General features: G+C 45.7%; 26 protein-coding genes. 10 read left to right on the forward strand and 16 right to left on the reverse strand.

Going from position 1 to position 26,065, the window contains the following annotated elements:
• Window positions 1–75: 75 nt before the first annotated feature.
• From trmL to ACED42_RS08110, 4 genes are all read right to left on the reverse strand, one after another.
• The gene (gene trmL, locus ACED42_RS08095) at window positions 76–555 is read right to left on the reverse strand and encodes a tRNA (uridine(34)/cytosine(34)/5-carboxymethylaminomethyluridine(34)-2'-O)-methyltransferase TrmL (protein WP_371702113.1); all 480 of its coding nucleotides are present in this window, start codon (window positions 553–555) and stop codon (window positions 76–78) included.
• 77 nt (window positions 556–632) lie between these two features.
• A complete protein-coding gene (locus tag ACED42_RS08100; RefSeq protein WP_012604973.1) occupies window positions 633–1,250 on the reverse strand; it encodes a superoxide dismutase in 618 nt (205 codons plus the stop codon).
• 76 nt (window positions 1,251–1,326) lie between these two features.
• Window positions 1,327–2,706, reverse strand: coding sequence for an envelope stress sensor histidine kinase CpxA (gene cpxA, locus ACED42_RS08105; RefSeq protein ID WP_012604972.1), 1,380 nt, complete (start codon window positions 2,704–2,706; stop codon window positions 1,327–1,329).
• Window positions 2,706–3,395, reverse strand: a complete 690-nt coding sequence (locus tag ACED42_RS08110) for a response regulator (RefSeq protein WP_009844719.1) — start codon at window positions 3,393–3,395, stop codon at window positions 2,706–2,708. The genes cpxA and ACED42_RS08110 overlap by 1 nt, the downstream gene beginning before the upstream one ends.
• A 179-nt stretch (window positions 3,396–3,574) precedes the next feature.
• Between ACED42_RS08110 and ACED42_RS08115 the strand changes: the two genes are divergently transcribed.
• The 3 genes from ACED42_RS08115 to pfkA all read left to right on the forward strand — a co-directional run bounded on the left by ACED42_RS08115 (window position 3,575) and on the right by pfkA (window position 6,435).
• On the forward strand, window positions 3,575–4,084 hold the full coding sequence (locus tag ACED42_RS08115) for a CpxP family protein (protein ID WP_012604971.1): 510 nt from the start codon (window positions 3,575–3,577) through the stop codon (window positions 4,082–4,084).
• A gap of 163 nt (window positions 4,085–4,247) precedes the next feature.
• Window positions 4,248–5,156: a CDF family cation-efflux transporter FieF gene (gene fieF / locus ACED42_RS08120; protein WP_009848870.1), complete on the forward strand. Its 909-nt coding sequence runs from the start codon at window positions 4,248–4,250 to the stop codon at window positions 5,154–5,156.
• Between the two features lie 316 nt (window positions 5,157–5,472).
• The gene (gene pfkA / locus ACED42_RS08125; RefSeq protein ID WP_009848871.1) at window positions 5,473–6,435 is read left to right on the forward strand and encodes a 6-phosphofructokinase; all 963 of its coding nucleotides are present in this window, start codon (window positions 5,473–5,475) and stop codon (window positions 6,433–6,435) included.
• A 150-nt stretch (window positions 6,436–6,585) separates the two neighbouring features.
• Here pfkA and tpiA read toward each other — a convergent pair whose 3' ends face one another.
• Window positions 6,586–7,356, reverse strand: a complete 771-nt coding sequence (gene tpiA / locus ACED42_RS08130) for a triose-phosphate isomerase (RefSeq protein WP_012604968.1) — start codon at window positions 7,354–7,356, stop codon at window positions 6,586–6,588.
• 249 nt (window positions 7,357–7,605) lie between these two features.
• Here tpiA and ACED42_RS08135 point away from each other — a divergent pair, with 249 nt between their 5' ends.
• The gene (locus ACED42_RS08135; protein WP_004729703.1) at window positions 7,606–7,953 is read left to right on the forward strand and encodes a 5-carboxymethyl-2-hydroxymuconate Delta-isomerase; all 348 of its coding nucleotides are present in this window, start codon (window positions 7,606–7,608) and stop codon (window positions 7,951–7,953) included.
• 86 nt (window positions 7,954–8,039) lie between these two features.
• Window positions 8,040–8,462 (forward strand): DUF805 domain-containing protein, encoded by a 423-nt coding sequence (locus ACED42_RS08140; RefSeq protein ID WP_009848873.1) that lies wholly within the window; start codon window positions 8,040–8,042, stop codon window positions 8,460–8,462.
• Window positions 8,463–8,530: 68 nt separating this feature from the next.
• On the opposite strand, the gene ACED42_RS08145 is transcribed toward ACED42_RS08140, so the two are convergent.
• The 3 genes from ACED42_RS08145 to glpX all read right to left on the reverse strand — a co-directional run bounded on the left by ACED42_RS08145 (window position 8,531) and on the right by glpX (window position 10,849).
• Window positions 8,531–8,878 carry a DUF3135 domain-containing protein gene (locus ACED42_RS08145; RefSeq protein WP_012604966.1) on the reverse strand — a complete coding sequence of 116 codons (348 nt, stop codon included), beginning with the start codon at window positions 8,876–8,878 and terminating at the stop codon, window positions 8,531–8,533.
• 136 nt (window positions 8,879–9,014) lie between these two features.
• Window positions 9,015–9,641, reverse strand: a complete 627-nt coding sequence (locus ACED42_RS08150) for a helix-turn-helix transcriptional regulator (RefSeq protein ID WP_371702115.1) — start codon at window positions 9,639–9,641, stop codon at window positions 9,015–9,017.
• A gap of 200 nt (window positions 9,642–9,841) precedes the next feature.
• Window positions 9,842–10,849: a class II fructose-bisphosphatase gene (glpX, locus tag ACED42_RS08155; protein ID WP_009848876.1), complete on the reverse strand. Its 1,008-nt coding sequence runs from the start codon at window positions 10,847–10,849 to the stop codon at window positions 9,842–9,844.
• Window positions 10,850–11,173: 324 nt separating this feature from the next.
• On the opposite strand from glpX, the gene zapB reads away from it, so the two are divergent.
• Window positions 11,174–11,416 (forward strand): cell division protein ZapB, encoded by a 243-nt coding sequence (gene zapB, locus ACED42_RS08160; RefSeq protein ID WP_371702117.1) that lies wholly within the window; start codon window positions 11,174–11,176, stop codon window positions 11,414–11,416.
• 109 nt (window positions 11,417–11,525) lie between these two features.
• Here the strand turns inward: zapB and rraA are convergent, their stop codons facing one another.
• The 7 genes from rraA to priA form a co-directional block, all read right to left on the reverse strand.
• Entirely contained in the window at window positions 11,526–12,044 is a 519-nt protein-coding gene (rraA, locus tag ACED42_RS08165) for a ribonuclease E activity regulator RraA (RefSeq protein WP_009848878.1), read from the reverse strand.
• 73 nt (window positions 12,045–12,117) lie between these two features.
• Window positions 12,118–13,035 (reverse strand): 1,4-dihydroxy-2-naphthoate polyprenyltransferase, encoded by a 918-nt coding sequence (locus ACED42_RS08170; RefSeq protein ID WP_371702118.1) that lies wholly within the window; start codon window positions 13,033–13,035, stop codon window positions 12,118–12,120.
• 155 nt (window positions 13,036–13,190) lie between these two features.
• Window positions 13,191–14,531, reverse strand: a complete 1,341-nt coding sequence (gene hslU, locus ACED42_RS08175; RefSeq protein WP_009848880.1) for an HslU--HslV peptidase ATPase subunit — start codon at window positions 14,529–14,531, stop codon at window positions 13,191–13,193.
• Window positions 14,532–14,589: 58 nt separating this feature from the next.
• A complete protein-coding gene (gene hslV / locus ACED42_RS08180) occupies window positions 14,590–15,138 on the reverse strand; it encodes an ATP-dependent protease subunit HslV (protein WP_004729692.1) in 549 nt (182 codons plus the stop codon).
• 228 nt (window positions 15,139–15,366) lie between these two features.
• On the reverse strand, window positions 15,367–15,906 hold the full coding sequence (locus tag ACED42_RS08185; RefSeq protein ID WP_009848881.1) for an SPOR domain-containing protein: 540 nt from the start codon (window positions 15,904–15,906) through the stop codon (window positions 15,367–15,369).
• 122 nt (window positions 15,907–16,028) lie between these two features.
• Window positions 16,029–17,033 carry a DNA-binding transcriptional regulator CytR gene (cytR, locus tag ACED42_RS08190; protein ID WP_009848882.1) on the reverse strand — a complete coding sequence of 335 codons (1,005 nt, stop codon included), beginning with the start codon at window positions 17,031–17,033 and terminating at the stop codon, window positions 16,029–16,031.
• 240 nt (window positions 17,034–17,273) lie between these two features.
• A complete protein-coding gene (priA, locus tag ACED42_RS08195) occupies window positions 17,274–19,475 on the reverse strand; it encodes a primosomal protein N' (RefSeq protein ID WP_371702120.1) in 2,202 nt (733 codons plus the stop codon).
• Window positions 19,476–19,805: 330 nt separating this feature from the next.
• On the opposite strand from priA, the gene rpmE reads away from it, so the two are divergent.
• Window positions 19,806–20,024 carry a 50S ribosomal protein L31 gene (gene rpmE / locus ACED42_RS08200; RefSeq protein WP_009848884.1) on the forward strand — a complete coding sequence of 73 codons (219 nt, stop codon included), beginning with the start codon at window positions 19,806–19,808 and terminating at the stop codon, window positions 20,022–20,024.
• A 331-nt stretch (window positions 20,025–20,355) separates the two neighbouring features.
• On the forward strand, window positions 20,356–21,645 hold the full coding sequence (locus ACED42_RS08205; RefSeq protein WP_009848885.1) for a malic enzyme-like NAD(P)-binding protein: 1,290 nt from the start codon (window positions 20,356–20,358) through the stop codon (window positions 21,643–21,645).
• Window positions 21,646–21,852: 207 nt separating this feature from the next.
• On the opposite strand, the gene metJ is transcribed toward ACED42_RS08205, so the two are convergent.
• Window positions 21,853–22,173, reverse strand: a complete 321-nt coding sequence (metJ, locus tag ACED42_RS08210) for a met regulon transcriptional regulator MetJ (protein WP_004729686.1) — start codon at window positions 22,171–22,173, stop codon at window positions 21,853–21,855.
• A gap of 208 nt (window positions 22,174–22,381) precedes the next feature.
• On the opposite strand from metJ, the gene ACED42_RS08215 reads away from it, so the two are divergent.
• Both ACED42_RS08215 and ACED42_RS08220 read left to right on the forward strand, forming a co-directional pair.
• Window positions 22,382–23,563: an O-succinylhomoserine (thiol)-lyase gene (locus ACED42_RS08215; RefSeq protein WP_371702122.1), complete on the forward strand. Its 1,182-nt coding sequence runs from the start codon at window positions 22,382–22,384 to the stop codon at window positions 23,561–23,563.
• Between the two features lie 2 nt (window positions 23,564–23,565).
• Window positions 23,566–25,977: a bifunctional aspartate kinase/homoserine dehydrogenase II gene (locus ACED42_RS08220; RefSeq protein WP_371702123.1), complete on the forward strand. Its 2,412-nt coding sequence runs from the start codon at window positions 23,566–23,568 to the stop codon at window positions 25,975–25,977.
• Window positions 25,978–26,065 lie beyond the last annotated feature (88 nt).

Raw genomic sequence — 26,065 nt, forward strand, 5'->3', positions numbered from 1 at the left:
CTTGAAGATAAAAGCGGCTTTCCCCGGAAAGCCGCGATGAACCTTTTTTATTGCTAGCAGGGGGTGAGCGTTCGGTTATACCGCGCCTTCAAAGCCCATTTGTCGCCACGCTTCGAATGCAATAATAGCAACCGCGTTAGATAGGTTGAGGCTACGCGCATCTGGCATCATTGGAATACGAATGCGTTGTTCCATTGGCATGCTTTCGATGAACTCTGCAGGCAGGCCACGTGTCTCAGGGCCAAACATCAACACATCACCTTGTTGGAATTTCGCATCCACGTGGTGACCTGTGGTCTTTGTCGTGCAACCAAAGATGCGGAAGTCACCCTCGCGTTCATTCTCTAGATACTCAAGAAAGGCTTCTAGGTTCTTGTGACGCTTAACACGCGCTAGGTCGTGGTAATCCAAGCCAGCACGACGAACTTTCTTCTCTTCAAAATCAAAGCCAAGCGGCTCAATCAGGTGCAGGTTTGCGCCGCAGTTAGCACATAGGCGGATGATGTTACCCGTATTGGGCGCAATTTCAGGTTCGTATAGAGCGATATCAAACATGTTGGTTCACAAGAATAATCAAAGATAGCCAGAGTATACGGTGGCAAGCTGAGTGAGTACAGTTCACCACCATTGGCTTACGCTTTATTCGCGAGTGCTTGTGCGTAGTTTTCAGAAACCGCATTCCAATTCACCACGTTCCACCATGCATTGATGTAATCAGGGCGACGGTTTTGGTAGCTGATGTAGTAGGCGTGTTCCCAGACATCCAGTGCAAGAATCGGCTCACCGTTGCTGGCGATGGTATCCATCCACGGGTTGTCTTGGTTTGAGGTCGAGATGATTTTCAGTTGTCCTTCTTCTACTACCAACCAAGCAAAGCCTGAACCGAAGGTATTGATTGCCGCTTGAGCGAACTGATCTTGGAACGTCTCGAAATCTCCGAAAGTACTTTGGATCGCGTCGCCAAGTTTACCTGCTGGTTCACCCCCGCCATCTTGAGCCATGCAGTTCCAATATAAAATATGGTTGTAGTAACCGCCGCCATTGTTGCGAACGGCAGGGCTGTGCTGAGAGATGTTAGCGAAGATCTCGGTCAGAGATTGCTGCTCAAGTTCACTGCCAGAAATCGCCGCAACAAACTTATCGTAGTAGGTTCTATGGTGCTTGCTGTAATGCACTTCCATCGTCTTAGCGTCAATGTAAGGTTCTAGGGCGTCGTAGGCGTAGGGTAGAGCAGGAAAAGAGTGTGACATGGTAAATCCTCCTTAATTAGAGGACTTACCATAATGATAATGGAAATCATTATCAACTGCGATCTTTGTAGGGGTATTACACTGGCAGGATAGGCAGGGTGATTTTGAGTTGTAATCCACCGAGCTGGCTACGGCTTGCAGTGATGGTTCCGCTGTGTTGACGAATCGCACTCTCTGTAATGGTTAGGCCAAGCCCTGTGCCGCCAGAGTTACGATCTCGCGCCGTTGAAACTCGGTAGAAAGGTCTAAAGATAGAATCCAGTTCGTCATCAGGCACACCATCGCCATTATCATTGACGCAAATCGTCAGCCGATCTTGGACAACATCGAATTGCACATCGACTTGGTCTTTACCGTAGTAGATAGCATTGCGCGTAATATTGTCCAAGGCACTCATCAGTAGCTTAGGGTTACCCGAAATAGAACGATCTGGGATCTCTGAAAACGTCAGTAATTTACCCATCTGTTCAGCTTCAAATTCTGCATCTTTTAAAATCTCTTCCCATAAGCTCGAAATAGGCTGAACCTCACGAGTAATATGGCTGTCGACCTGCATGCGTGATAGCGTCAGTAGCTCACTGATCATTTGTTCTAATCGCTGAGCTTCCATATCAATACGTTCTAACTCTTGGCTCTCACCTTGTTTACGAATCGCAAGAGCATTGGCCATGCGAAGGCGGGTCAATGGCGATCGTAGCTCGTGTGAGATATCTGAAAGTAGGCGTTGTTGCCCCGAAATCATCTGATTAACCGCTTCGACCATCTGGTTAAAGCTCTCACCCGCTTGTCTGAATTCTGAGGTGCCTTTTTCGAGTGTGGGATCGACCTCAAACTGACCTTTCGCCACACGTTGTGCTGCGCGTTCAAGCCTACGAGCAGGTTGGCTCAATGCCCAAGCTAACCATAATAGCAGTGGGGTACTTGCTAGCATTACCGCAAGCAATAACTGTAAAGGTCTATCAAATAAGCGCAGCAAAAATGGAGGAGGTTGGTTCCATTTTACTCCGGCATACATCAGTAATTCTTCTCCAGCGAGTGTGATAGGGACTGGCCCTGCTACCATGTAATGTCCGTATAACTTTTGCTTGGGTAATTCAGGGTTATCTATCGAGGTAACAAAATTACGAATCGCTTTAAGTTTGTAATTTGAGTGTCTTTTCGATGTAAGGACCGCGCCTTCAAGGTCGGTTAGGTAAATACGAGCACGAGAATCCTTGCGGCTACGCGGTGCCTCAAGTTGGAACACTATTTTTCCCAGGTTAGATTCTTTGGCGTAGCGCTTTTCTGTGAATTTAGCGATACGTTCGAGTTTATCGAGATGATCGGCAGGCACATCGCGCGCCACTCGCGGGTCTAAATGGGGAAGTGACAGTACCGACAAAAGCACCAGTAACATGGTGAACCAAAAGATAGCAAAGATACGTCCATATAAGCTGGTGATTTTAGGGATACGCATTAATCTTCCTCTACCAATAAGTAACCACGGCCTCGTAAGGTTTTGATGCGAGATTTACCGTCACTGCGTTCTGGAATTTTTTTACGCAGGTTGGATATGTGCATGTCTATCGCACGGTCAAATGCTGCAAGCCTTTTACCCAGAACATCCAAACTCAACGCTTCCTTGGTGATCACTTGCCCTGGGTTCTGGATTAGGTGACTCAGCAAAGCGAACTCGGTGGTGGTAAGATCGATAAGCTGGCCATTACAATAAGCTTCTTGTTTACCTGGAAATACTTCAATGTCTTGATATTGAATCTTATCACTGGCTGCTTTAGGAGCGGTGTTGATCTGCGTTCTACGTAAGATGGCACGAATACGAGCGAGCAGCTCTCGGTCACTGAAAGGCTTTGGCAAGTAATCATCTGCGCCAAGCTCAAGGCCAATAACACGGTCGATCTCTTCACCTTTAGCTGTCAGCATCAGTACTGGCGTTTCCCAATTTTCTCTTAGTTTCTTTAGCGTTTCCATACCGTTAAGGCGCGGCATCATCACGTCCAAAAGAATCAAATCTATCTCATCATTGATAGCTTCCAACCCCGCATAGCCGTCATTGGCTTCGGAAACAGTGAACCCCTCAAAGCTCAGTATGTCTTTAAGTAAGCCGGTTAGCTCGGTGTCGTCATCAATAAGAAGAATGTTCGCCATTGGGAAGCCTTAATCAGTTGTTTATAGGTTAATAATACTGCTAATTATTCGTCAACTTTCACTCTTTACGATTCTTTACGCTTTCTAAACGTCGCTTTACGAGGGAAAGACTAATCTATATCTAAGCGCTGAAAACAAACGCAACACATGACTGATTATACCGAATTGAGGCAAAAATTATGAAAATGACTAAGAAACTTGTACTAGTAGCTGCGGCACTTCCACTTATGTTAGGTACAGCAAGCGCGTTCGCATATGGCGGTGGCGATAAAGGTGACCACAAAGGCATGCACGGCAAGTGTGGCGGCTTTGACAAAAAAGTGATGCGTCAACTGGATCTGACGGATGCTCAAAAAGCAGAGCTAAAAGAGATGCGTGAAGCGAACCGTGCTGAGATGAAAGCAAAGCATTCAGGTAATAAAGCGGACAAGATGGCGCAGATGAAAGCGCACCACGAGAAAGTTCAAGATTTAGTTCTAGCCGATACCTTTGATGAAGCGGCGGCAAACGACCTAGCAAGCCAAATGGTAGAGAAGCAAACAGAGCGTCGTTTAACCATGCTGAAGAAGCAACATCAAATGATGAGCGTACTAACACCTGAACAGAAGACTCAACTGAAAGAAATCCAGCAAGATCGCATGGCTAAATGTGCGGACAAAATGGAAAAACGCATGAACAAAGACAAGTAATTCATGGTTTGAAAAAGCTGGATTGATTGAAAGTGTTTAGAAAGAAGCGGCCTAGTGCCGCTTTTTTTGATCTTTAAAATGAATGTATTAGATCCTAGCTGTCATATTCAATCGGTGTTTTGCGGGTTATACTTTGTGCTATCAGTCACTTTATAGCCAATTTATGAAACAAGAATACGCACGTTTAGTTACGCTCGCCGCTTGGGCTGCCACCATCATTGCCTCCATATTATTGGTTGTGAAGGTTGCAGCGTGGTGGGTGACAGGCTCAGTCAGTTTATTAGCTTCTGTTGTTGACTCACTGTTGGATATCGCCGCTTCTGTCGTCAACCTTGTGGTGGTTCGTTACTCTCTGCAGCCAGCTGATAAAGAACATACCTTTGGTCATGGCAAGGCCGAATCTCTTGCTGCATTAGCACAAGCGATGTTTATTTCTGGTTCAGCTTGTTTCCTTATTCTTAACGGTATTGAACGTTTCTTCCGACCGCATGAACTGAACTCTCCTGAAATTGGTATTTATGTCAGCTTGTTCGCAATGGTCATGACCTTCGGTTTGGTTCGATTCCAAAAGCATGTTGTGAGCAAAACGGGTAGCCAAGCCATTGCGGCTGACTCACTGCATTATCAATCTGACCTCTATATGAATGCGGCGATTATGCTGGCGCTAGCACTGAGCTGGTTTGGTATCGGTCAAGCAGACTCGGTATTCGCGATTGGTATCGGCATCTACATTCTTTACAGTGCTTACCAAATGGCGATGGAAGCGGTGCAATCTCTACTTGATCACAAGCTACCCGATGAAGAGCTCAAGCAAATTAAAGAGGCATCGTTGAGTGTGGAAGGGGTACTGGGTGTACATCAACTAAGAACGCGCCGTTCTGGGCCTGTTCGTTTCATTCAATTGCATTTAGAACTCGAAGATAATATCCCACTGATTGAAGCTCACCGCATTTCTGACGAAGTAGAGGACAAGCTTATTTCAGTGTTCCCTGATGCTGATGTATTAATTCATCAAGATCCATATTCGGTCGTATTTGGCCCAGAGAAGCAGCAGAAATTTCACTCATGGTAATGCGTCTAAAAATTAGGCAGCAAATGGCAAGTGAATGGCTTTTGAACTAAAGTGAGTAAAAATTGCTAACTCAAAGGTGATTCAAAAATCACCTTAGTAACAATTAATGTTGATTCTGATGTGAATCAACAAAGTTATTGAGTAAAACTGTAATACTCTTACAGAAGTAGAAATGTTACATAATTTTACGTGATTTAAGTGCTATTCCTGTTGAGGAAATGTAACATAACGTACAAATATAGATTTAAAATCTTGTTGATATACAATCAGCAAGAACAAGAATTGAATAATAGATTCCCAAAAATCGAGGGTGAGCATGATTAAGAAGATCGGTGTTTTGACCAGTGGTGGTGACGCTCCAGGCATGAACGCAGCAGTTCGCGGTGTAGTTCGTACTGCGCTATCAGTTGGCATTGAAGTTTACGGCATTTACGACGGCTACCAAGGCCTTGTGGAAGACCGTATCGAAAAGCTTGACCGTTCAAGCGTATCTGACGTGATCAACCGTGGTGGTACTTTCTTAGGTTCTGCACGTTTCCCTGAGTTCAAAGACGTGGCTGTTCGTGAGAAAGGCATCGAGAACCTTAAGAAGCACGGTATCGAAGCACTTGTTGTTATCGGTGGTGACGGTTCTTACATGGGTGCTAAGAAACTGACTGAGATGGGTTACCCATGTATCGGTCTTCCAGGCACAATCGATAATGATATCGCGGGTACTGATTACACTATCGGTTACCTAACTGCGCTTAACACTGTTATCGATTCAATCGACCGTCTACGTGATACGTCTTCTTCTCACCAACGTATTTCTATTGTTGAAATCATGGGCCGTCACTGTGGTGACCTTACGCTTATGTCAGCAATCGCGGGTGGTTGTGAGTACATCATTACACCTGAGACTGGCCTAGATAAAGATCAGCTAATCAGCAATATCCAAGATGGTATTGCGAAAGGCAAGAAGCACGCAATTATCGCTCTAACTGAACTAATGATGGACGCGAACGAATTGGCTAAAGAGATTGAAACGGCAACAGGTCGTGAGACTCGCGCAACCGTTCTTGGTCACATTCAACGTGGTGGTCGTCCTACTGCATTTGACCGTGTACTGGCTTCTCGTATGGGCAACTACGCTGTTCACCTTCTTCAAGAAGGTCAAGGTGGTCGTTGTGTTGGTATCGAGAAAGAAGCTCTTGTTCACCACGATATCATCGACTGTATCGAGAACATGCAGAACCCAGACCGTTCTGAGTTGTTCCGCGTTGCAGAAGAGTTATTCTAAGCCAAGCTTAGCGTTCGCTTAAAAAATATTAAAAACCGCTGATTGTTCAGCGGTTTTTTTGTGCCTGTCGTTTGAGTTTTTACAAACGGCAGGCACAAAAAAGGCCAACCTAAGTTGACCTTTCATCTAATCTAAACGGTGAAGTTTAAATTAAGCTTTTGCTTCAGCTGCTGCTTTAGCGATAGCTGCGAAGCTTTTCGCGTCAAGTGCTGCGCCGCCAACTAGAGCACCGTCGATGTCTGGTTGTGCGAAGTAAGCTGCTGCGTTTTCTGGCTTAACAGAACCGCCGTATTGGATAACAACTTTCTTAGCAACGTCTTCAGATTTCTCTGCGATGTGTGCACGGATTTGAGCGTGGATGCGCTGTGCATCTTCAGCTGTAGCTGCTTTACCAGTACCGATAGCCCAGATTGGTTCGTAAGCGATGATAGCGCCTTCAAGAGCTTCAACACCTTGAGTGTTGATAACAGCGTCAAGTTGACGAGCACATACAGCAACAGTTTCGCCTGCTTCGTTTTGTGCTTCAGATTCACCGATACAAAGAACTGGAGTTAGGCCGTTCTCTTTTAGGAATGCGAATTTCTTAGCAACGAATTCGTCAGACTCAGCGTGGTATTCACGACGCTCAGAGTGACCGATGATGATGTGAGATGCGCCGAACTCTTTAAGCATTGCTGGAGACATGTCGCCAGTGAATGCACCGCTGTTGTTTAGGTCAGAGTTTTGAGCACCTAGGATGATAGCGCTGCCCGCTTCAGTAAGCGTACGCTCAGCAAGATCAACGAAAAGTGCTGGTGGAGCAACTGCTACGTCTACGCCTGTTACGCCTTCAAGTTCAGCGTTAAGACCGTTTAGTAGATCAACAACCATTTCTTTGCTGCCGTTTAGTTTCCAGTTACCCATAACTACAGGATGACGCATAGGAATATCTCCAAAGTATTTAAATAAATCGAATGTAAAAAAGTAAACTTTATTACGAAATAATATAACAGAATAATATCAACAGATCATGACTGTGGTCATGACTTTCTTGGATCTTACTCAATGGTCAGAGTAGATTTTGAGCAAATATCAGTGATCCGGCAGACAGAATAATAGCTAACTTCTCGGATTTTTCATCGTTAGTTGCTATTAAGGGACAAACGATTGCGTTAACAATAGGAAGTAATAATGCCGAATCTAGTTCTAGAGTACTCAAATTCAGTGGATGAGCGAGTGAATATCCAAGGTTTACTGGAAGACCTTCATCAAGTTACATTAAACTGTGGTTTGTTTGATGTACCTTCTGTGAAGTCTCGTTCACTACGCTGTCATAACTGGTTGGTCGGTGATGAAGAGGACAATGTAGATTTTGTTCATATTAGCTTCGAGTTACTTTCTGGACGTACTGAAGAACAGAAAAGAGAATTGTCGCGTTTGTTAATGCAAACCTTACAAGAACAGGCAAGCCATATCCGTAGCCTAACGGTCAACATACGGGATATGGATAAAAGTTGCTTTCAGAAAGTGATTAACTAGCTAAAAATAATCAACTAACTAAAAGTGATTCACTAACTATTTGCTGCTAACTTTTTGGTAGCGTATTAATTTTTGAGTGTTTTAAGATGTCGATGAAAGATTTACTGCTCTCTTTCAAAGGGAGAATTGGTCGTAAGACTTACTGGATTTGGAATATTTTCTACTACATAGCGATTACTGGTTTTGCTTCTGGTATCTCTGTGTTGTTCCCTGCTTACTCTTACATCCTACTGCCAGTATTCCTATTGCTGCTAGTGATCCCAGATCTTGCGGTCACCGCTAAGCGCTGGCACGACCGCAATAAGTCGAATTACTGGTTACTACTAAATGTGCCCCTAGTACTGGGTCGTTTGGCTTCGCCAATGGCTGCGACGACCACTGAGCCGGTATCGCCAATCCATATGGTTGCGACCGTTGCAGCGTTAGTGTGTGGCTTATGGATTCTGATTGAGTGTGGTTTGTTGAAAGGCACAGAAGGCCGTAATGATTACGGTGAAGATCCCGTTTAAAGGTTGAATGATTGATAAGTAAGAAGGGAGCCTTGTGCTCCCTTTTTCTTTTTAATACTTTTCTACTTTTAGTACATTTTGGGTTCTGTATTCGGCCTGAAAGGCACGACATTTTCAGGTTTAGGTTCTTCAAAACTACAGCGACCTTCGAGTGCATCTTGGAATTTACAGACCTGACAGCGGAGCTCTTGCATGAGCACGACATTAACATGATGTGGGTTTTTACAGCGACCGACCACCAAATCGATGTGACTTTGCTGAGCGCGTAGCCTGTCTTGCATAGTTTCTGAGGCCGAACAAATCATCTGTTCGCACATCTCATGTTTGAATTGATTGAATGCTTTCGGATCGCTTTTGGCGAGTTGGACCAGTTCATCAAAGGGGGGCAGTTTTTGATTTGGCTGTGGCTGTGCCATGATTCCTTCCTTAGCATTAAGCGTGTTTCATATGCTTTAAGCTTAAGAAATAAATTTGTACAAATTTTAATCTATTCTCATTTTCTCAATATTGAGACGAAATCGGTGGGTTGGGACTAGCCCTTAGCGCTTGGTATTACGATAAAGGCGTGGGCGTTAAGGTGTAAGTACAGCGTCTCTCGCCGGCAATAATGTGTTCAGTGCGGTTTACATGACACTCATTTTTGAGCAGTTCAGTGAAAACATTGAGCTCAGATTGGCATAGGCTAGGGCAACGAGTTGCTGCTTTGCAGATGGGGCAGTGGTTCTCAATTAAGATGTAGTGCTCATCATGCTCTTGAAGTTCAGCCATGTAGCCTTCGTCTTCACGAAGCTGTGTGAGTTTTTCAAGCTTACTCATGAGCGAATCACAGCCAGACAGTGCAGATTGATACTGCTTCAGAGTGTGTTGTTCTCGCTCGGCAGCAACCTTAGCTAACCCTTCTTTACCGAATAGATTTTCTACGGCATCAATTACTTGAATAGTGAGTTCACCGTGTCGGTCTGAAAATTGGCTATGGCCTTGTTGAGTCAGGGACCAGTGGCGAGTCGGGCGACCCACTTTTACTTTCACATCATGAAACGCAAGAATACCGTCATCTTCCAGACTTTGCAGATGTTGCCTTGCACCCATTGTCGTCATGCCAAATTCTTCTGACAGTTGTTTCGCGGTTACCGCGCCTTGACGCTTAATGGTCTGTAAGATTTTGTCGCTTGTTTTCATACTATCCCTACCTCATCAACCTTACTATTATGAGGCAAGGTGTTTATAAAGCAAACCATTTACTATATTGATGGGGATTTACTATATAGACAGCGTTTTACTCTAGCGACAGCAAATGGTGAGATTCTGGTGCACTAATAAAACAAAAGGCTGATACTTGGTATCAGCCTTGGAACGTTTCTGTTAGAGCTAGTTTAGGTCTACAGGATGTGACCGATTACTTCTGGGTCTTTACGCTCTAGGTAGTGGATAGATTTGATGCGGCGAATCGTACGACAGCGACCACGGATAAGCAGAGTTTCTGTGGTTGCGATATTGCCTGTGCGAGTGATGCCCTCTAGAAGATCACCCTTAGTAATACCTGTTGCCGAGAACACAACATTATCGCTGCGTGCCATGTCTTCCATTTTCAAGACGATGCCCGCCGTTACGCCCATTTCTGCACAACGCTCTAATTCAAGCTCACCGTGTTTGCGGTTCTCTTCTGTATCGCCTTTTACTTCATGACGAGGAAGCAGACGTGCGTGCATGTCGCCGTCGAGTGCGCGAATAACAGCAGCCGAAACGACACCTTCAGGCGCGCCGCCGATGCAGTACATGACGTCTACTTCGCTGTCTGGCATACACGTTAGGATAGAAGCAGCAACATCACCGTCTGGCACAGCAAATACACGAACGCCCATGGCTTGCATGTCGGCAATGACTTGATCGTGACGAGGCTTAGCCAGTGTGGTTACTACTAGCGTATCGAGTGTTTTACCTAGTGCTTTAGCGATGTTTTCTAGGTTTTCTGTTAGTGGCAGCTCTAGGTCAATTACGCCTTTAGCACCAGGGCCAACAACCAATTTTTCCATGTACATGTCAGGCGCTTTAAGGAAGCTGCCTTTTTCGCCTGCAGCCAATACCGCCAATGCATTTGATTGACCCATTGCTGTCATGCGAGTCCCTTCAATTGGGTCTACGGCGATATCGACAGCATCGCCGCCCACACCGACGTTTTCACCGATATATAGCATAGGTGCATCATCGATTTCACCTTCGCCGATAACAATCTCACCGCTAATTTCGGTTTTGTTTAGTAGGCTACGCATTACTTCTACAGCAGCGCCATCTGCAGCGTTTTTATCGCCACGACCAAGCCACTTGTAACCAGCTAGTGCTGCACCTTCTGTGACACGAGAGAATGACATTGCTAAATCGCGTTTCATGCGGACTCCAAAATTATCAAAGGGGGAATAGAAATTTCGCGGCGAATTTTACCATATCCCAAAGGAAACGTTTGCTTTTTTGTTTTTTGGAGATTGCTCTCGATCAATTCGCAGTGGAAAACAGTTATTATTCATCAAAATAATCGGTTTGCCCTTGTGGCGGTAATCACTCACGTCAATATTCGGTAAAAAGCGCTGTTTTTTTCATCGAATGGCGCAAAATATCGAATATATTGAGTGTTTATCCTTGCTCTGCTGAGTAGAATGGGGAAATAAGTGGAGTGAACCTTCACCATCAAACGGATAACTTAAAGGTAGGCCAGAATGTCTTTTGAAGTACTAGAGCAGCTAGAAGCAAAAATTCAAACAGCAGTAGATACAATTGCACTTCTTCAAATGGAAGTGGAAGAGCTTAAAGAAGAGAAACAAGCACTAGCAACAGAAGCTGATGAGCTTAAAGCAAGCCGTCACGAGCTAGAGCAAAAAACTCAGCAAATGCAGGAAGAGCATTCAGCATGGCAAGATCGCATCCGTAACCTTCTTGGTAAAATGGATGACGTAGAGTAATCGACTCTTCAGATTTAAAAAAACGCCCGCTACTCAGTAGCGGGCGTTTTCGTTTGTATTCTTAGGCTTTGTGTTCTATGGCTTATTTTATTATTTGAAGCTGAGTGAGTTACTCGGCCTCTTCTTCTTCAACATCCAGATCGAGTTCTACATCCAAAGGCTCTGCCGAAAGAATAATGCCAGTGTTGTCTGCATAGAGGTAATCTTCCGGTAAGAAGGTCACGCTGCCAAAGTTCACAGGTACATCCAATTCGCCGACACCTTCTTGGCTTGCACCCACAGGAATAGAGGCTAAAGCCTGAATACCAAGATTCATGTCTTCTAGCTCATCGACTTCGCGTACGCAGCCATAAACCACAATACCTTCCCACTCATTGTCTTCAGCAAGTAGGGCAATCTCAGCATCGATCAGCGCTTTACGCAGTGAGCCGCCACCATCGATTAACAACACACGGCCCAAACCATCTTGTTCTAATACGGAGCGAATTAAAGCATTGTCTTCAAAACACTTTAATGTCGTGATCTGTCCTGCGAAGGATGCACGTCCACCGAAGTTGCTGAACATTGGCTCCACGACATCAACTTGATCCAAATATATGTCGCACAGTGCTGAAGTGTTGTATTCCATTAGTATACCTTTTGAACAATGAGCTTACTTTGAGTATATCGGTGCTTGATCCCTTTGCAATGATTAGTCTCATTTAACTCAATAGAGTTTGAGCTACGACAACCCCTGCAAACAATAGGTTAGTGACCAGTGAACATTTCACTATCACGGGCATCATTGGTGCAATCTGTGCTGGCTTTTCGGTTTCCCAAACGGCCTTACCGTGCTTATAAACAATAATAATGCTCAGTAAAAACGGCAGGCTGAACCAGACCGGTTTCTCTTGAATCAGTAGGTAGATAGCGAAAGAGGCAAGGGCGAGCCCAAGCAGTGCAAAATGATAGTGTTTGGCTTTGCGCTGCCCTAGGCGAACAGCCATGGTGCGTTTGCCACATTCGCTGTCGTTTTCAATATCACGCATGTTGTTGATATTGAGTACCGCAACCGCCATTAATCCACAGCCCAATGCCGGAAGGAATAGGCTTGGTTCAACATGGCCAGTGTGTAAGAAATAAGTCCCTGAAACGCCTAACAAACCGAAGAAGATAAATACCGATAAGTCGCCAAGGCCAATATAACCATAAGGTTTATTGCCGACGGTGTAAGCGATGGCTGCAACAATGGCTAATACGCCTAACGCAATGAAAGATAAGATACTCTCAATCGAGGTTAAGGCATGAAAGATAAGAATCAGCCCAGCGAGCATGGTAAATACAATGTTGAGGATGATCGCTTGCTTCATGGTTTTCGCGGTCACCGCGCCAGATTGCATTGCACGTGTTGGCCCTAGACGGTTTTCGTTGTCTGTGCCTTTTACCGCGTCGCCATAGTCATTGGCTAAGTTTGACAGAATCTGTAATAGAGTGGCGGTTAAAAAAGCCAATAGTGCGATTGATAAAGAAAAATGACCGCCAGCGAACGCTAAACTACTTCCTGTAAGAATAGAGACAAGTGCGAGAGGCAGAGTTTTTGGGCGTGCGGCATCAAGCCAAATCAGTAGAGATTGTTTCATCGTAGGTCTAATTCTTTGTAAGTCTTCGTTTCATACTGTGATTTGAGTATACGCCCATTTTTCAGGTAATAAAAAGCCCACTCGAAAGTGGGCCTTGAATTCGCTTATTAGCTGCTATTTCTTTGAGATAGAGCAATAAGTTGGAGTTTGGTGTGCTACAGGATGAAGCGGCTTAGGTCTTCGTCTTCTACGAGCTCGCCAAGCTTAGATATTACATAAGCTTCATCAATCACCAATTTGCTGCCTGCTCGGTCTGTTGCGTCGAATGAAATCTCATCCATTAGGCGCTCCATGACGGTGTGTAGACGACGTGCACCGATGTTTTCAGTGGTTTCGTTCACACGCCATGCTGCGTCAGCAATTTGGTTGATGCCATCTTCAGTGAACTCAATGCCGACATCTTCTGTTTTCATCAGGGCAATGTACTGCTCTGTCAGTGATGCCTTTGGCTCAGTAAGAATACGTTTGAAGTCATGCGCAGAAAGCGCTTCAAGTTCAACCCGGATTGGTAGACGACCTTGCAGTTCAGGGATCAGGTCTGATGGCTTAGCCACTTGGAATGCACCTGAAGTGATAAACAAGATGTGGTCAGTTTTAACCATACCGTGCTTAGTTGATACTGTGCTGCCTTCGATAAGAGGAAGTAGGTCACGTTGAACACCTTCACGAGATACATCTGGGCCTGAGCTGTCGCCACGCTTACAGATTTTGTCGATCTCATCGATGAATACGATGCCGTTGTTTTCAGCGTTGAAGATCGCGCTCTCTTTTAGCTCTTCTTGGTTCACAAGCTTCGCCGCTTCTTCTTCAGTCAGTGCTTTGAATGCGTCTTTGATTTTCATCTTACGCTTTTTCTTGGTGTCGCCAGCGAGGTTTTGGAACATGCCTTGTAGCTGGTTAGTCATCTCTTCCATGCCTGGAGGTGACATGATTTCAACACCCATTTGTGGCGCCGCTACATCAACTTCAATCTCTTTGTCGTCTAGCTTACCTTCACGCAGTTTCTTGCGGAAAATCTGGCGAGTGTTTGAAGAAGTAGTGTCTTCAGTTGATTGCTCGTTCTGACCCCAAGCATCACGTGCTGGTGGTAGAAGGGCATCAAGAATGCGTTCTTCAGCTTGTTCTTCAGCGCGGTACTGTACTTTTTCCATCGCTTGTTGGTGTGTCATCTTGATGGCAACGTCCGTTAGATCCCGGATGATGGTCTCAACTTCTTTACCAACGTAGCCAACTTCAGTGAACTTAGTCGCTTCTACCTTGATGAAAGGCGCGTTTGCTAGTTTAGCTAGACGGCGAGCAATTTCAGTTTTACCTACACCGGTTGGGCCGATCATCAGGATGTTTTTTGGTGATACTTCAACACGCAGACTTTCTTCAAGCTGCATACGACGCCAGCGGTTACGAAGAGCGATAGCCACTGAGCGCTTAGCGTTGTCTTGGCCGATAATGTGGCGATTGAGTTCGTGAACAATTTCGCGAGGAGTCATCTCAGACATGGTTTTTCCTTAATTCTTTAATCACTGTTGAATACAACGTTATTGATGGAAGCGGTCGTTATTCTGGCTTTGGTAGCTCAACGGTGCTTTCTAGTTCTTCAATAGTGTGGTGATGGTTGGTGAATACACAGATATCGCCCGCAATGTTCAGCGACTTTTCTGCGATTTCACGCGCATCTAAATCTGTATTTTCTAATAGTGCAGTGGCTGCTGCTTGAGCGAAGTTACCGCCCGAACCGATAGCAATCAGGTCGTTCTCTGGTTGAACTACGTCACCGTTACCTGTGATGATCAATGAAGCAGTTTCATCCGCTACTGCTAGCAGTGCTTCTAATTTTCGTAGAGCACGGTCGCTACGCCAATCCTTCGCCAGCTCAACGGCAGCTTTGGTTAGGTGGCCTTGGTGCATTTGCAGCTTGCTTTCAAATTTTTCGAATAGCGTGAAAGCATCTGCGGTACCGCCAGCAAAACCAGCCAGTACTTTGTTGTTGTATAGGCGACGTACTTTACGGGCATTGCCCTTCATTACGGTGTTGCCTAGAGATACTTGTCCATCACCCGCGATGACGACTTTATTATTACGACGTACAGATACAATGGTAGTCACGAGTAGGGCCTCTTAATATTTCTTATCTTTGGGTATAAAAAGTATATGAGGATGGTGCTCGGATAATTCAAGGAAGGTCGAGTGATGTCGCGCAACTTATCGGCGGAAGTTGTAAGGAAATTTGGCTAAAGGGTGTAGATAAAAGAAAACCTCCACAATGGGAGGCTTTCGGTGTTTGGTTTTCGGCTTTTGCTAAGATTAAGACTGCGACTGCCGCTGAATCTAAAACTACTCGGTGTCTTTCCAAATAGCACAAGGTTCGATTTTCGCTCGCTGCAGCTTATGGCGATCTCGCTCTGCATCACGCTTCAATTTATATGGCCCTAGAACCACACGGTACCAGCTACTTCCATCTTTTTTACGGATTGAACTTGAGATACCTTGGAAAGCAATATCCAACTTACGTGCTTCAGCTTGGCTTGAGGTTTTGTAAGCGCCACATTGCATGATGTAAGGGATCTTCGAGATCTGTTGCTCTTTGGCTTTTACTTCAATCTCACGACTTGGCAAGGTTTCAACGTAATCCCACTTCTCCTCTGGAGGCGGCGGAATTACTTTTGCTGGTTTCGGCTTAGGCTTTGGTTTGGTTACCACTGGAGTCGGTGCTGGCGGCTCAGGATCATTACTCAATAGGTAAAGACCGTAACCAAAACCACCGGCAAGGAGGATCGCCAAAAGACCACTACGCCATGGTTTACGGCGAGGGGCTTGTTTCTTGGTCGGTTTTTTTGTGCCACGACCGCGCTTTACATAATCTCTATTAGCCACAAGACAATTCAATAGTTGCTGATTCTGCTCTCATGGTAATCCAGATTGAGCGAGGATAACAGTGCAGAAATGGAAGCGGCACATCAAAATGTGCCGCAGAATTATAAGGATATTTCTTCAGATTAGATTCGAGGCGGCGCTGTACTACCTCGAACGACTAATTTGGCTTCAAGCAGACGCGACCCCGCTTGCACATCGTTGCCTTTAAGTACGTCGAGCATCATCAACATTGCTTGGCGTCCAATCTCATAACGAGGCTGAGAAATAGTGGTTAGCGGTGGATCGCAGTATTGAGCGAATTGGATGTCATCAAAGCCGACAATCGATAGGTCTTGAGGAACGCGTAAGCCTAATTTTTTCGCTTCTTGAATCGCGCCGATGGCCATCGCATCGTTATGACAGAAGATCGCTGTAGGTTGTTCAGGAAGAGCGAGTAATTGACGAACAGCTTGAGCGCCCGCTTCAAAGGTAAAGTCGCCGACAGTGCTGTAGGCAGGATTCATTGATACTCCTGCACGACGTAGCGCTTGTTGGTAGCCTTGTTGTCGGAACTTACAAAGCGTTGCCGATATAGGACCAGAGATTTGAGCAATACGTTTATGGCCTAACTGAGCTAGGTAATTCACCGCTTCAAATGCTGAGGTCAGGTTATCGATGTGTACGGTAGGGAGTTCAAGCTCAGGGGCAAACTCACACGCCATCACCATCGGCGGTAAATTTTTTTGTTCAGGCTTACTGACATCAAACGGGTGGTCGGTGCCAAGTAGTAGCATGCCGTCAGCTTGTTTGGTGAATACTAAGTTAACAAATGAAGACTCACGCTTCTTCTGTTGGCCGCTATCACCCAGTAAAACGAGGTAGTCATTTTCTACTGCGGCATCTTCGATACCACGAATGATCTCTGCGAAATACGGGTCACAGATATCAGGAACAATAGTGATGATGGTTTTTGATTCGTTGCGACGTAAGTTTCTAGCTAATGTATTGGGTGAGTATCCAGCTTCAAGTACTGCTGTCTCAACTCGCTTACGAGTAGAAACCGAGACTTTTTCAGGGTTCATCAATGCACGTGATACCGTAGCTGTTGAAACGCCTGCTAGCTGGGCAACATCCTTCATTGTCGCCATAAATTAAACCCTCTTTTTAATTCCTTTGCTGCCTAAGTATCTAAGGCATGAATAATAAATGTAATCGAATAGATATTGTGAAAGTGTTGCTAACACTTTTTTTATTGCAATATTTTATTCGTTTCACCCATGTAAAGTTACGGCTAGATTAACAAAAATCACATGACTAGTGTGAAGTTGCTCACGAGAAATATGAAATATTTGTGAACAAACTTATCATTAGTTTTAACCCAAGTGGGTTTAGCTCAGATCTTGCGGCTCAATATCGAGTGACCAACGGACTTTTTTCGCAGCGGGTAACATATTGATTACTGGCTTGGCGCTCATTAATAGCTTTTGCATCAACGAGCGAGTCTGTGTTTGTAAAATAAGCTGCCAGCGAGATTTACCTGCTCGTTTGGCTAGTGGTGCAGGGGTTGGCCCTAGCACCATACAATATTGGTCAAATAACGGATGCGATTCCAATGTGTGGCGCACTTGACGCAAAAATTCTTCCACTAAGCGAGTGTCATTGGCTTCCGCTCTAAACAGAGTCATGAAGGTATAAGGCGGCAACATCGCTTGTTTACGCTCTGCTAATGCAGTCTGAGCAAAGTGGTTGTAGTTTTTGTGCAGTAATGCCTGTAATAAGCCGTGTTCTGGATGGTGAGTTTGTAAGATAACTTCCCCCGGCTTACTGGCTCGTCCTGCTCGACCGGCGACTTGAGTAAACAATTGAGCCAATCGCTCAGAGGCGCGGAAGTCACTGCTATATAAAGAGGCATCAACGTCCAGCAATGCCACAAGTGTCACATCCGGGAAGTGATGCCCTTTAGCAAGCATCTGTGTACCAATCAGAATTTGGTATTCACCTTTACGAATCGATTCTAACGCGCTTTCTAAACTGCCTTTGCGGCGAGTGCTGTCTCGGTCAATACGAATTGTTTTGTATTCAGGGAATAGTTGACCCAGTTGAGCCTCTAACTGTTCGGTACCAACACCTACTGTCACTAAGTTTGCTGAACCACAACCTTGGCAATGATGCACGATATGCTGCTGCGAGCCACAGTGGTGGCAGCGCATCTCATTGCTGTATTGATGATAGGTGTAGTAGGCATCACAACGCTTACATTCTGCTGTCCAACCACAATCGTGACACATTAATGCGGGAGAAAACCCACGACGATTGAGGAACAACATCACTTGGTTGCCTGCTTTGAGGTGTCTTTGCATTTCAGCAATCAACGACGCAGACAAGCCACTTTCTAGATATTCCCCCTTAACGTCCAACACTTTATTGGTGGTCGGCAGCGCGACACCTGCGCGTGAGGTCAGGGTGAGGTAATTGTATTTACCGATCTGAGCATTGTGCAGCGTTTCAAAGGCCGGAGTCGCCGAGCCTAGCACAACCGGAATCTGCGCTTTATGAGCACGCATGATGGCAACATCACGAGCGTGGTAGCGTAGGCTATCTTGCTGCTTATAAGAGGCGTCGTGCTCTTCATCGACAATAATAATGCCCAGATCCGCGAACGGTGTGAACAGAGCTGAACGAGTACCGATCACAATGCCCGCTATTTTATCACGCGCCGATAACCAAGCATTCAGTCGCTCAGAATCGTTTAAACCAGAATGGATAACCTCAACAGGCACATTAAAGCGTCGCTTAAAGCGGTTAATCGTTTGAGGGGTTAGACCGATCTCGGGCACTAACACTAACGCCTGTTTGCCTTGGTCGAGAATCGGCTTGATCATATTCAGGTAGACCTCGGTCTTGCCCGAGCCTGTGACACCCTCTAGCAAGAAGCACCCAAAATCGGTTTGGCTGTTTACTGTCGCAATCGCGATGGCTTGCTCTGCATTGAGTTTAGGCTTGTCTTGGTCGTTTTCGAGTTCAACTGGCCATGGTTTACGCTTCGGCTTTTTCTCTACCGACTCAATCCAGCCTTTTTCTTCCAACGTCTTCAGTACTGCGCTGCCCACCTCTTCATCAATGAACTCTTGATGAGGAACTGGGCCGTGTTCAAGCATGTGCATCACTTTGGCTTGTTTGACGGCGCGACCAAAGCCTTGCATCAGTTGATCTCTACCTGATGGGGTCAGTTGCCACTCGACAAGCGTCGCGAAATCGGCAGCTTTGCCTTTTCGTAAAGCGCTGGGCAGAGCGTTAGCCAAGGTTTCGCCAAGAGGGTACTGATAAAACTGACTGCACCATACCAAGAGTGAATAGACCGATTCAGGCCAAACGGGTTGGTTGTCTAATAAGGCTTTAATCGGCTTGAGCTTGTCGAGCTCGAATTCTGATTCGTTAACCAGAGCCGTCACGATACCGGTTAAGGTTTGTCGTCCAAAAGGCACAGAGACTCGACCGCCAATAATCGGGAATAGGCGGCTAGGAATCTTGTAATCGAACTGCTTGTCGAGTGGAACAGGCAGTGCCACACGGGCAATCATTGGACGCATAAAGGGACGGCTTTATCTGAGTTGACGAGAGCGAACAGTCTAATGGATAAGGGCGTTAAATTCGAGGAGCAGTTTAGATGACAGAGCTTACTTGAGGCTTGAATGCTACTGGAGCCAGAAAATAACGCTTAATGGAAGGTTTAAGGACAGTGTTGGTGAAAAATGTATCAAATCAGTTGATCCTACCTCACAGATTCATTACTATACTGCGCCTTAAAGGTATGGCTTTATCGCGGTTTAGTGATACAGCGGTGTCTTTATTTATTTTTTAACTACGTGTGGTGTCCGGCTTAGAATCGGATGGCGACGCGGCCTAATTGAGGTTTTCCCATGAAAGTTGGTATCCACCCAGAATACAAAGCAGTTTCTGCAACTTGTTCTTGCGGCAACACATTTGAGTTCAACTCAACGCTAGCAAAAGAATCAATCCACCTAGACGTATGTGACAAATGTCACCCGTTCTACACTGGTAAGCAACGTATCGTAGATACAGGCGGCCGTGTTGATCGCTTCAACAAGCGTTTCGGTGCTCTTTCTAGCAAGAAGTAATTCTCGCTATTTAGACATAAAAAGGACACTTCGGTGTCCTTTTTTGTTGCCTGAAATTTGAAAAAATACTGAATCGTATTTCATTATTAGCTCATTTAAAGTGGTAGGTTACTGGCGTAAATTTTATTTCATCGCTTACCCCAACACTCCTTCCTCGAAATTCGCTCTAAAGTTGAGCAGGCGACAGTAATTTCAACTGCCCACTGGTCTTATTAGTAGTGAAATCTCGTTTTTTAATGATACAGATGCTTCAACCACCTAGGAACTTTGAAGTACATCCATTAACATGAACAAGATCCCCCAAATAATAATATCCTAGGAACCTACACCTATGTCTGAAGACAGCCGCCAAGATCAATCCCCTCAAGAATTATCGCCTCAAGAACAATTCCGTCAGCAAGCTCTTGATTATCATGAGTTCCCAATTCCAGGCAAAATTGCCGTAGAACTGACGAAGCCTGCAAACTCTGCAGAAGACCTAGCACTGGCATACAGTCCTGGCGTAGCTGAGCCTGTTCGCGAGATCGCACAGAATGTCGATAACGTTTATAAGTACACAGGTAAAGGCAACATGGTTGCAGTTATCTCTAACGGTACTGCAATTCTTGGCTTGGGTAACCTTGGTCCTATTGCTTCTAAACCAGTTATGGAAGGTAAAGCGCTACTGTTTAAGCGTTTTGCTGGTTTAGATTCTATCGATATTGAAGTAAAACACCGCACAATCGATGAGTTCGTTGATACGGTTGCGAATATCGCAGATACATTTGGTGGTATTAACCTAGAAGACATCAAAGCACCAGACTGTTTTGAAATCGAGCGTCGCCTGATTGAGCGTTGTGATGTACCTGTTTTCCATGATGATCAACACGGTACTGCGATTGTAACGGCAGCGGGTATGCTTAACGCGATCGAGCTTCAAGGTAAGAAACTGGAAGAGTGTAAGATCGTTTGTTTAGGTGCTGGCGCAGCAGCGGTCGCTTGTATGGAGCTACTGATTAAGTGTGGCGCTCAGCGTGAGAAGATCTACATGCTTGACCGTAAAGGTGTGATCCACACTCGTCGTGATGACTTGAATGAATACAAAGAGCTGTTCGCAAATAACACCGACAAGCGCACGCTTGAAGATGTTATCGAAGGCGCTGACCTGTTCTTGGGTGTATCGGGTCCTAATCTGCTACCAGCTAAGGCACTTACGCTGATGGCTGATAAGCCTGTTGTGTTTGCATGTTCAAACCCAGATCCAGAGATCAAGCCTGAGCTTGCACATGAAGTTCGTTCTGACCTAATCATGGGTACTGGCCGTAGTGATTACCCTAACCAAGTAAACAACGTACTTTGTTTCCCATTCATTTTCCGTGGTGCACTAGACGTGCGTGCGAGCGAAATCAATGACGAAATGAAGCTAGCGGCGGTTAAAGCGATTCGTGAACTAGCAAAAGAAGAAGTTCCAGCTGAAGTACTGGCAGCTGCGGGTGAGACTGCACTGGAGTTCGGTAAGGGTTACATCATTCCTAAGCCAATGGACCCGCGTCTGCTTCCTCGCGTTGCAAAAGCAGTTGCTGAAGCGGCTGTTGAGTCTGGCGTTGCTCGAATTGAGATGCCTGCCAACTATATGGCTTAATGCCTTAGTAGCTTAGTAGCTTAGTAGCTTAGTAGCTCAGTAGCTGTTGCTCTATTGAGCGAAAAAGAATAATAAAAAACCGACTCATAGGAGTCGGTTTTTTTATGTCTATCATTCACAGCGCAGCTACAGATAACGTAGTGGGTGATGTGACAAATAGGGTTCAGCTATAGCGAATCAATAATGAAGGCGGTGACTGAGTTGTTTTTATTCTTCGTCAAACGCTTCGAACTCGATGCCCATCTCTGTCATCAGTTTTTTGACTTCAGTTGGGATGTCGTCTGGACGATCTTTACGAAGGTCTTCATCCGTTGGCAGTGGTTGGCCTGTGTACGCATGTAGAAAGGCTTCGCACAGTAGCTCACTGTTTGTTGCATGGCGTAAGTTATTGATCTGGCGGCGAGTGCGCTCGTCAGTAAGAACCTTTAACACTTTTAGAGGGATAGAAACTGTAATTTTCTTTACTTGTTCGCTTTTCTTTCCATGCTCAGCATATGGGCTTATGTATTCACCATTCCAGTCGGCCATTGCGTACCTTCATCACTTTAGTTGTTAGAATAAATTAATAGTGCTGATTTTAGCGGGATTTACTGCCATAAGCAAAGACATATAGACGTCCAGAAGTGTTGACGTCTCACGTTTATGAAAGTAAAGTGAGTAACATATATCTAACACAGCCACAAAATGCCGACAAGCAGCTGTGATTCTCAGACGCAAAACTTGTAAGGAAGCACCTATGAGCAGCCGGAAGCCAGCAACCATAGCAGTACGTACTGGCATCGAGTCAGACACGCAACACCATGCCGTTGTCCCACCTATTTATCTTTCGACTAACTATGGGTTTCCCGCTTTTGGTGAAGTGCCAAAGTACGATTATACCCGCTCTGGTAACCCAAACCGCGGTCTATTAGAAACGGCACTATTTGAGCTTGAGTCTGGTAAAGGCGCAGTTGTTACTAACTGTGGTACGTCGGCACTTAACTTATGGGTATCCGCTTTCTTAGGTGGCGATGATCTTATTATTGCACCGCACGACTGCTATGGCGGTACTTACCGTCTGTTTAACACACGCTCACTCAAAGGTGACTTCAAAGTTCTGTTTGTTGATCAATCGGATCAAGCCGCACTGGATGCTGCGATCGCGCTTAAGCCAAAGTTAATCTTAATCGAAACGCCATCGAATCCATTGGTTCGTGTGGTTGATATTGCAGAAACTTGCCGTAAAGCGAAAGAAGTAGGTGCTCTGGTTGCTGTCGACAATACGTTTTTGACGCCTGTGTTCCAAAAGCCTTTAGAGCTGGGTGCGGATTTTGTTATCCACTCAACCACCAAGTACATCAACGGACACTCAGATGTCATTGGTGGTGTTGTAGTTACTAAGACAGAAGAGCACGCTGAAGAGCTAGCATGGTGGGGTAACTGTATTGGTGCAACCGGCACACCATTTGATAGCTACATGACGCTACGTGGTATTCGTACGCTAGGTGCACGTATGCGCGTTCACGAAGAGAGCTCACGTGAAATTCTGACGGCTCTGCAACAACAAGATCTGGTGGGTACGATTTACCACCCAAGCCTGCCTGAACACCCGGGTCATGATATTGCCAAGAAACAGCAATCAGGTTTTGGCTCAATGTTGAGCTTTGAATTTGCGGGTTCATTCGAGGCACTTAAATATTTTTTGGATAAATTAGAGCTATTTTCTTTGGCTGAATCATTGGGCGGTGTTGAAAGCCTGATTTGTCATCCAGCGTCGATGACTCACCGTGCTATGGGCGAAGAAGCCTTAGCAGAAGCGGGTGTTTCTCAACAATTACTGCGCCTTTCTGTTGGCCTTGAAGATGCAGAAGACTTGATTGATGATCTCAAGCAAGCGTTTGAAAAAACACAAGGCTTTATCGCAGAAGGGGAGGTTTAATAATGACAACCTTTCGCCAGCTACATAAATTTGGTGGCAGCAGTTTAGCGAACCCAGAGTGTTACCAACGCGTGGTCAATATTCTTAGAGAATACTCATCAACTACTGACTTGGTCGTGGTATCAGCTGCGGGTAAAACAACTAACCGCTTGATTGAGTTTGTTGAAGCGCTCGACAAAGATGGTCGTATCGCTCACGAATGTCTACAAACCCTTCGTCAGTTCCAACTTGAGCTGATTGAAGCGCTGCTTGAAGGTGAGTCTGCGGCTCAGCTAACGGCCGCTATTCAACAAGAATTTACTGCTTTGGGTGAGCTAACTGCTCCTCTAAGCGAATCGCAAAAAGCACAGGTGTTAGGACACGGTGAGGTTTGGTCTTCACGTTTGTTAGCCGCTCTGTTGTGCCAACATGACTTACAAGCAGTTGCTCAAGATGCGCGTGCCTTTTTACGTGCAGAAGCGGGTGCTCAACCCGAAGTGGATCGCGCGCGTTCTTATCCTCTGATTAAAGAAGTTTTGGCTCAGCATACGCATTGCCGAGTGGTGATTACGGGCTTTATGGCTCAGAACTGCGAAGGCGAAACGGTACTGCTAGGTCGTAACGGCTCGGATTACTCAGCAACTGTGATTGGCGCCTTGGCTGAAGTTGAACGTGTGACGATTTGGAGTGACGTGGCGGGCGTATACAGCGCTGACCCTCGTTTGGTTTCGGATGCGTGTTTACTGCCTCTGCTTCGCCTTGATGAAGCGAGTGAACTCGCTCGTCTGGCGGCTCCAGTGCTCCATAGCCGAACGCTACAGCCTGTGGCTCAAAGTGCTATGGATCTCAGCTTGCGCTGCAGCTACCAGCCGGAGGCGGGCTCTACACAGATAGAGCGTGTACTGGCATCGGGTCGTGGCGCAAAAATTATTACCTCTCTGGATGAAGTTCTGATCGTGCAGCTGACCTTTGGTCATGGCCATGATTTTGACCGTCTAGAAAGTGAAGTACTGGAAGGGCTTAAGCGAGCTCAATTAGAGCCGCTTGCTTATGAGCTTGAACCGGATCAGCACTGCTTACGTCTTGCTTATACAGAAGAGATCGCTGGTGGTGCATTAGAATATCTACAAGACCACGCGATTGAAGCGGAGATTAAGCTCAAAGAAGGTTTCTCTCTTATCGCGGCGGTAGGTGCGGGTGTGACTAAGAACCCGAACCATTGCTACGGTTTCTACCAGCAGCTCAAGAGCTCGCCAGTTGAATTCATCTCAGAAGCGAACTCTGGCTTGAGCTTAGTCGCTGTGATTCGTAAGAGTGAGACATCAAGCCTAGTGAAAGGCATTCACTCTCAACTGTTCCAAGCGCAGAAGCGTGTTGCGATTGCTTTATGTGGCAAGGGCAATATTGGTTCAAGTTGGTTAAGCCTGTTTGCTGAGCAAAAAGCGGAACTTGAAAAGCGTCGTGGAATGAACTTTGAATTGGTTGCGGTGATTGATAGCCAAACTTATTGGTTCGATGATCAAGGCATTGATGCGACTTCTGTGAGCAAGCGTTTTGATGATGAAGCGATTGCCAATAACGGCAACGACTGGCTAGAGCGTTTGGGTTCTATTCAGGGCTACGATGAAGCGGTTGTGTTAGATGTTACGGCAAGCCCGGTGCTTGCTGCAAAATACCTGCAAGTCGCACAACAAGGTATCCACCTGATCTCAGCTAACAAGGTGGCAGGTTCTGCATCAAGCGAGTATTACCATCAGGTACAAGATGCTTTCGCTAAGATCAGCCGTCATTGGCTGTACAATGCGACAGTGGGTGCTGGCTTACCGATTAACCACACGGTACGTGACCTGCGCGAAAGCGGTGACGATATTATTGCTCTGTCAGGTATCTTCTCGGGCACTCTATCTTGGTTATTCCAACAGTTTGATGGCACTGTGCCGTTCAGCGAGTTGGTTGATTTAGCGTGGCAACAAGGCCTGACGGAACCGGATCCTCGAGCTGACCTCGATGGCTCTGACGTGATGCGTAAGCTAGTGATTCTGGCGCGTGAATCGGGTTTAGATATTGAGCCTGAAAACGTCAAAGTAGAATCATTGGTACCTGAAGAATTACAAGATCTGTCAGTGGATGACTTCTTTGATAAAGCTTCTGTACTGAGTGAAGAGTTGGCCGAGCGTTTAGAGAAAGCGCAGTCTCAACAGAAGGTTCTTCGTTACGTAGCGCGTTTAGAGAAGAATGGTAAGGCAACAGTAGGCGTTGAAGCGTTATCTAAAGAACACGCTCTGGCGAACTTACTGCCTTGCGACAATATCTTTGCGATTGAGAGCAAATGGTACAAAGATAATCCATTGGTTATTCGTGGCCCAGGTGCTGGTCGTGAAGTGACAGCTGGTGCAATTCAGTCTGATTTAAACAGAATGTCTAGCCTGTTTTAATACTTTGAGCAGTTGGTTTAATACGTAGAGCGATTGGCTTAATAGTCAGATCAATTGTTTTAATACTCAGATTAATTGTTTAAATGCG

Origin of the sequence: Vibrio sp. FF145 (assembly GCF_041439075.1) — a bacterium.
Taxonomy (GTDB): domain Bacteria; phylum Pseudomonadota; class Gammaproteobacteria; order Enterobacterales; family Vibrionaceae; genus Vibrio; species Vibrio tasmaniensis_A.

Excerpts from the sequence above, each read along its gene's own strand:
- hslU (WP_009848880.1), bottom strand. The coding sequence starts at position 14,531 with ATGTCTGAGATGACTCCTCGCGAAATTGTTCACGAACTCAATCGCCAC.
- metJ (WP_004729686.1), bottom strand. The coding sequence starts at position 22,173 with ATGGCCGACTGGAATGGTGAATACATAAGCCCATATGCTGAGCATGGA.
- priA (WP_371702120.1), bottom strand. The coding sequence starts at position 19,475 with ATGCGTCCAATGATTGCCCGTGTGGCACTGCCTGTTCCACTCGACAAG.
- ACED42_RS08205 (WP_009848885.1), top strand. The coding sequence starts at position 20,356 with ATGTCTGAAGACAGCCGCCAAGATCAATCCCCTCAAGAATTATCGCCT.
- zapB (WP_371702117.1), top strand. The coding sequence starts at position 11,174 with ATGTCTTTTGAAGTACTAGAGCAGCTAGAAGCAAAAATTCAAACAGCA.
- ACED42_RS08220 (WP_371702123.1), top strand. The coding sequence starts at position 23,566 with ATGACAACCTTTCGCCAGCTACATAAATTTGGTGGCAGCAGTTTAGCG.
- glpX (WP_009848876.1), bottom strand. The coding sequence starts at position 10,849 with ATGAAACGCGATTTAGCAATGTCATTCTCTCGTGTCACAGAAGGTGCA.
- ACED42_RS08170 (WP_371702118.1), bottom strand. The coding sequence starts at position 13,035 with ATGAAACAATCTCTACTGATTTGGCTTGATGCCGCACGCCCAAAAACT.
- tpiA (WP_012604968.1), bottom strand. The coding sequence starts at position 7,356 with ATGCGTCATCCTGTAGTTATGGGTAACTGGAAACTAAACGGCAGCAAA.
- ACED42_RS08135 (WP_004729703.1), top strand. The coding sequence starts at position 7,606 with ATGCCGAATCTAGTTCTAGAGTACTCAAATTCAGTGGATGAGCGAGTG.
- ACED42_RS08215 (WP_371702122.1), top strand. The coding sequence starts at position 22,382 with ATGAGCAGCCGGAAGCCAGCAACCATAGCAGTACGTACTGGCATCGAG.
- fieF (WP_009848870.1), top strand. The coding sequence starts at position 4,248 with ATGAAACAAGAATACGCACGTTTAGTTACGCTCGCCGCTTGGGCTGCC.
- ACED42_RS08100 (WP_012604973.1), bottom strand. The coding sequence starts at position 1,250 with ATGTCACACTCTTTTCCTGCTCTACCCTACGCCTACGACGCCCTAGAA.
- rraA (WP_009848878.1), bottom strand. The coding sequence starts at position 12,044 with ATGGAATACAACACTTCAGCACTGTGCGACATATATTTGGATCAAGTT.
- ACED42_RS08140 (WP_009848873.1), top strand. The coding sequence starts at position 8,040 with ATGTCGATGAAAGATTTACTGCTCTCTTTCAAAGGGAGAATTGGTCGT.
- ACED42_RS08115 (WP_012604971.1), top strand. The coding sequence starts at position 3,575 with ATGAAAATGACTAAGAAACTTGTACTAGTAGCTGCGGCACTTCCACTT.
- cpxA (WP_012604972.1), bottom strand. The coding sequence starts at position 2,706 with ATGCGTATCCCTAAAATCACCAGCTTATATGGACGTATCTTTGCTATC.
- ACED42_RS08110 (WP_009844719.1), bottom strand. The coding sequence starts at position 3,395 with ATGGCGAACATTCTTCTTATTGATGACGACACCGAGCTAACCGGCTTA.
- trmL (WP_371702113.1), bottom strand. The coding sequence starts at position 555 with ATGTTTGATATCGCTCTATACGAACCTGAAATTGCGCCCAATACGGGT.
- ACED42_RS08150 (WP_371702115.1), bottom strand. The coding sequence starts at position 9,641 with ATGAAAACAAGCGACAAAATCTTACAGACCATTAAGCGTCAAGGCGCG.
- pfkA (WP_009848871.1), top strand. The coding sequence starts at position 5,473 with ATGATTAAGAAGATCGGTGTTTTGACCAGTGGTGGTGACGCTCCAGGC.
- ACED42_RS08145 (WP_012604966.1), bottom strand. The coding sequence starts at position 8,878 with ATGGCACAGCCACAGCCAAATCAAAAACTGCCCCCCTTTGATGAACTG.
- rpmE (WP_009848884.1), top strand. The coding sequence starts at position 19,806 with ATGAAAGTTGGTATCCACCCAGAATACAAAGCAGTTTCTGCAACTTGT.
- cytR (WP_009848882.1), bottom strand. The coding sequence starts at position 17,033 with ATGGCGACAATGAAGGATGTTGCCCAGCTAGCAGGCGTTTCAACAGCT.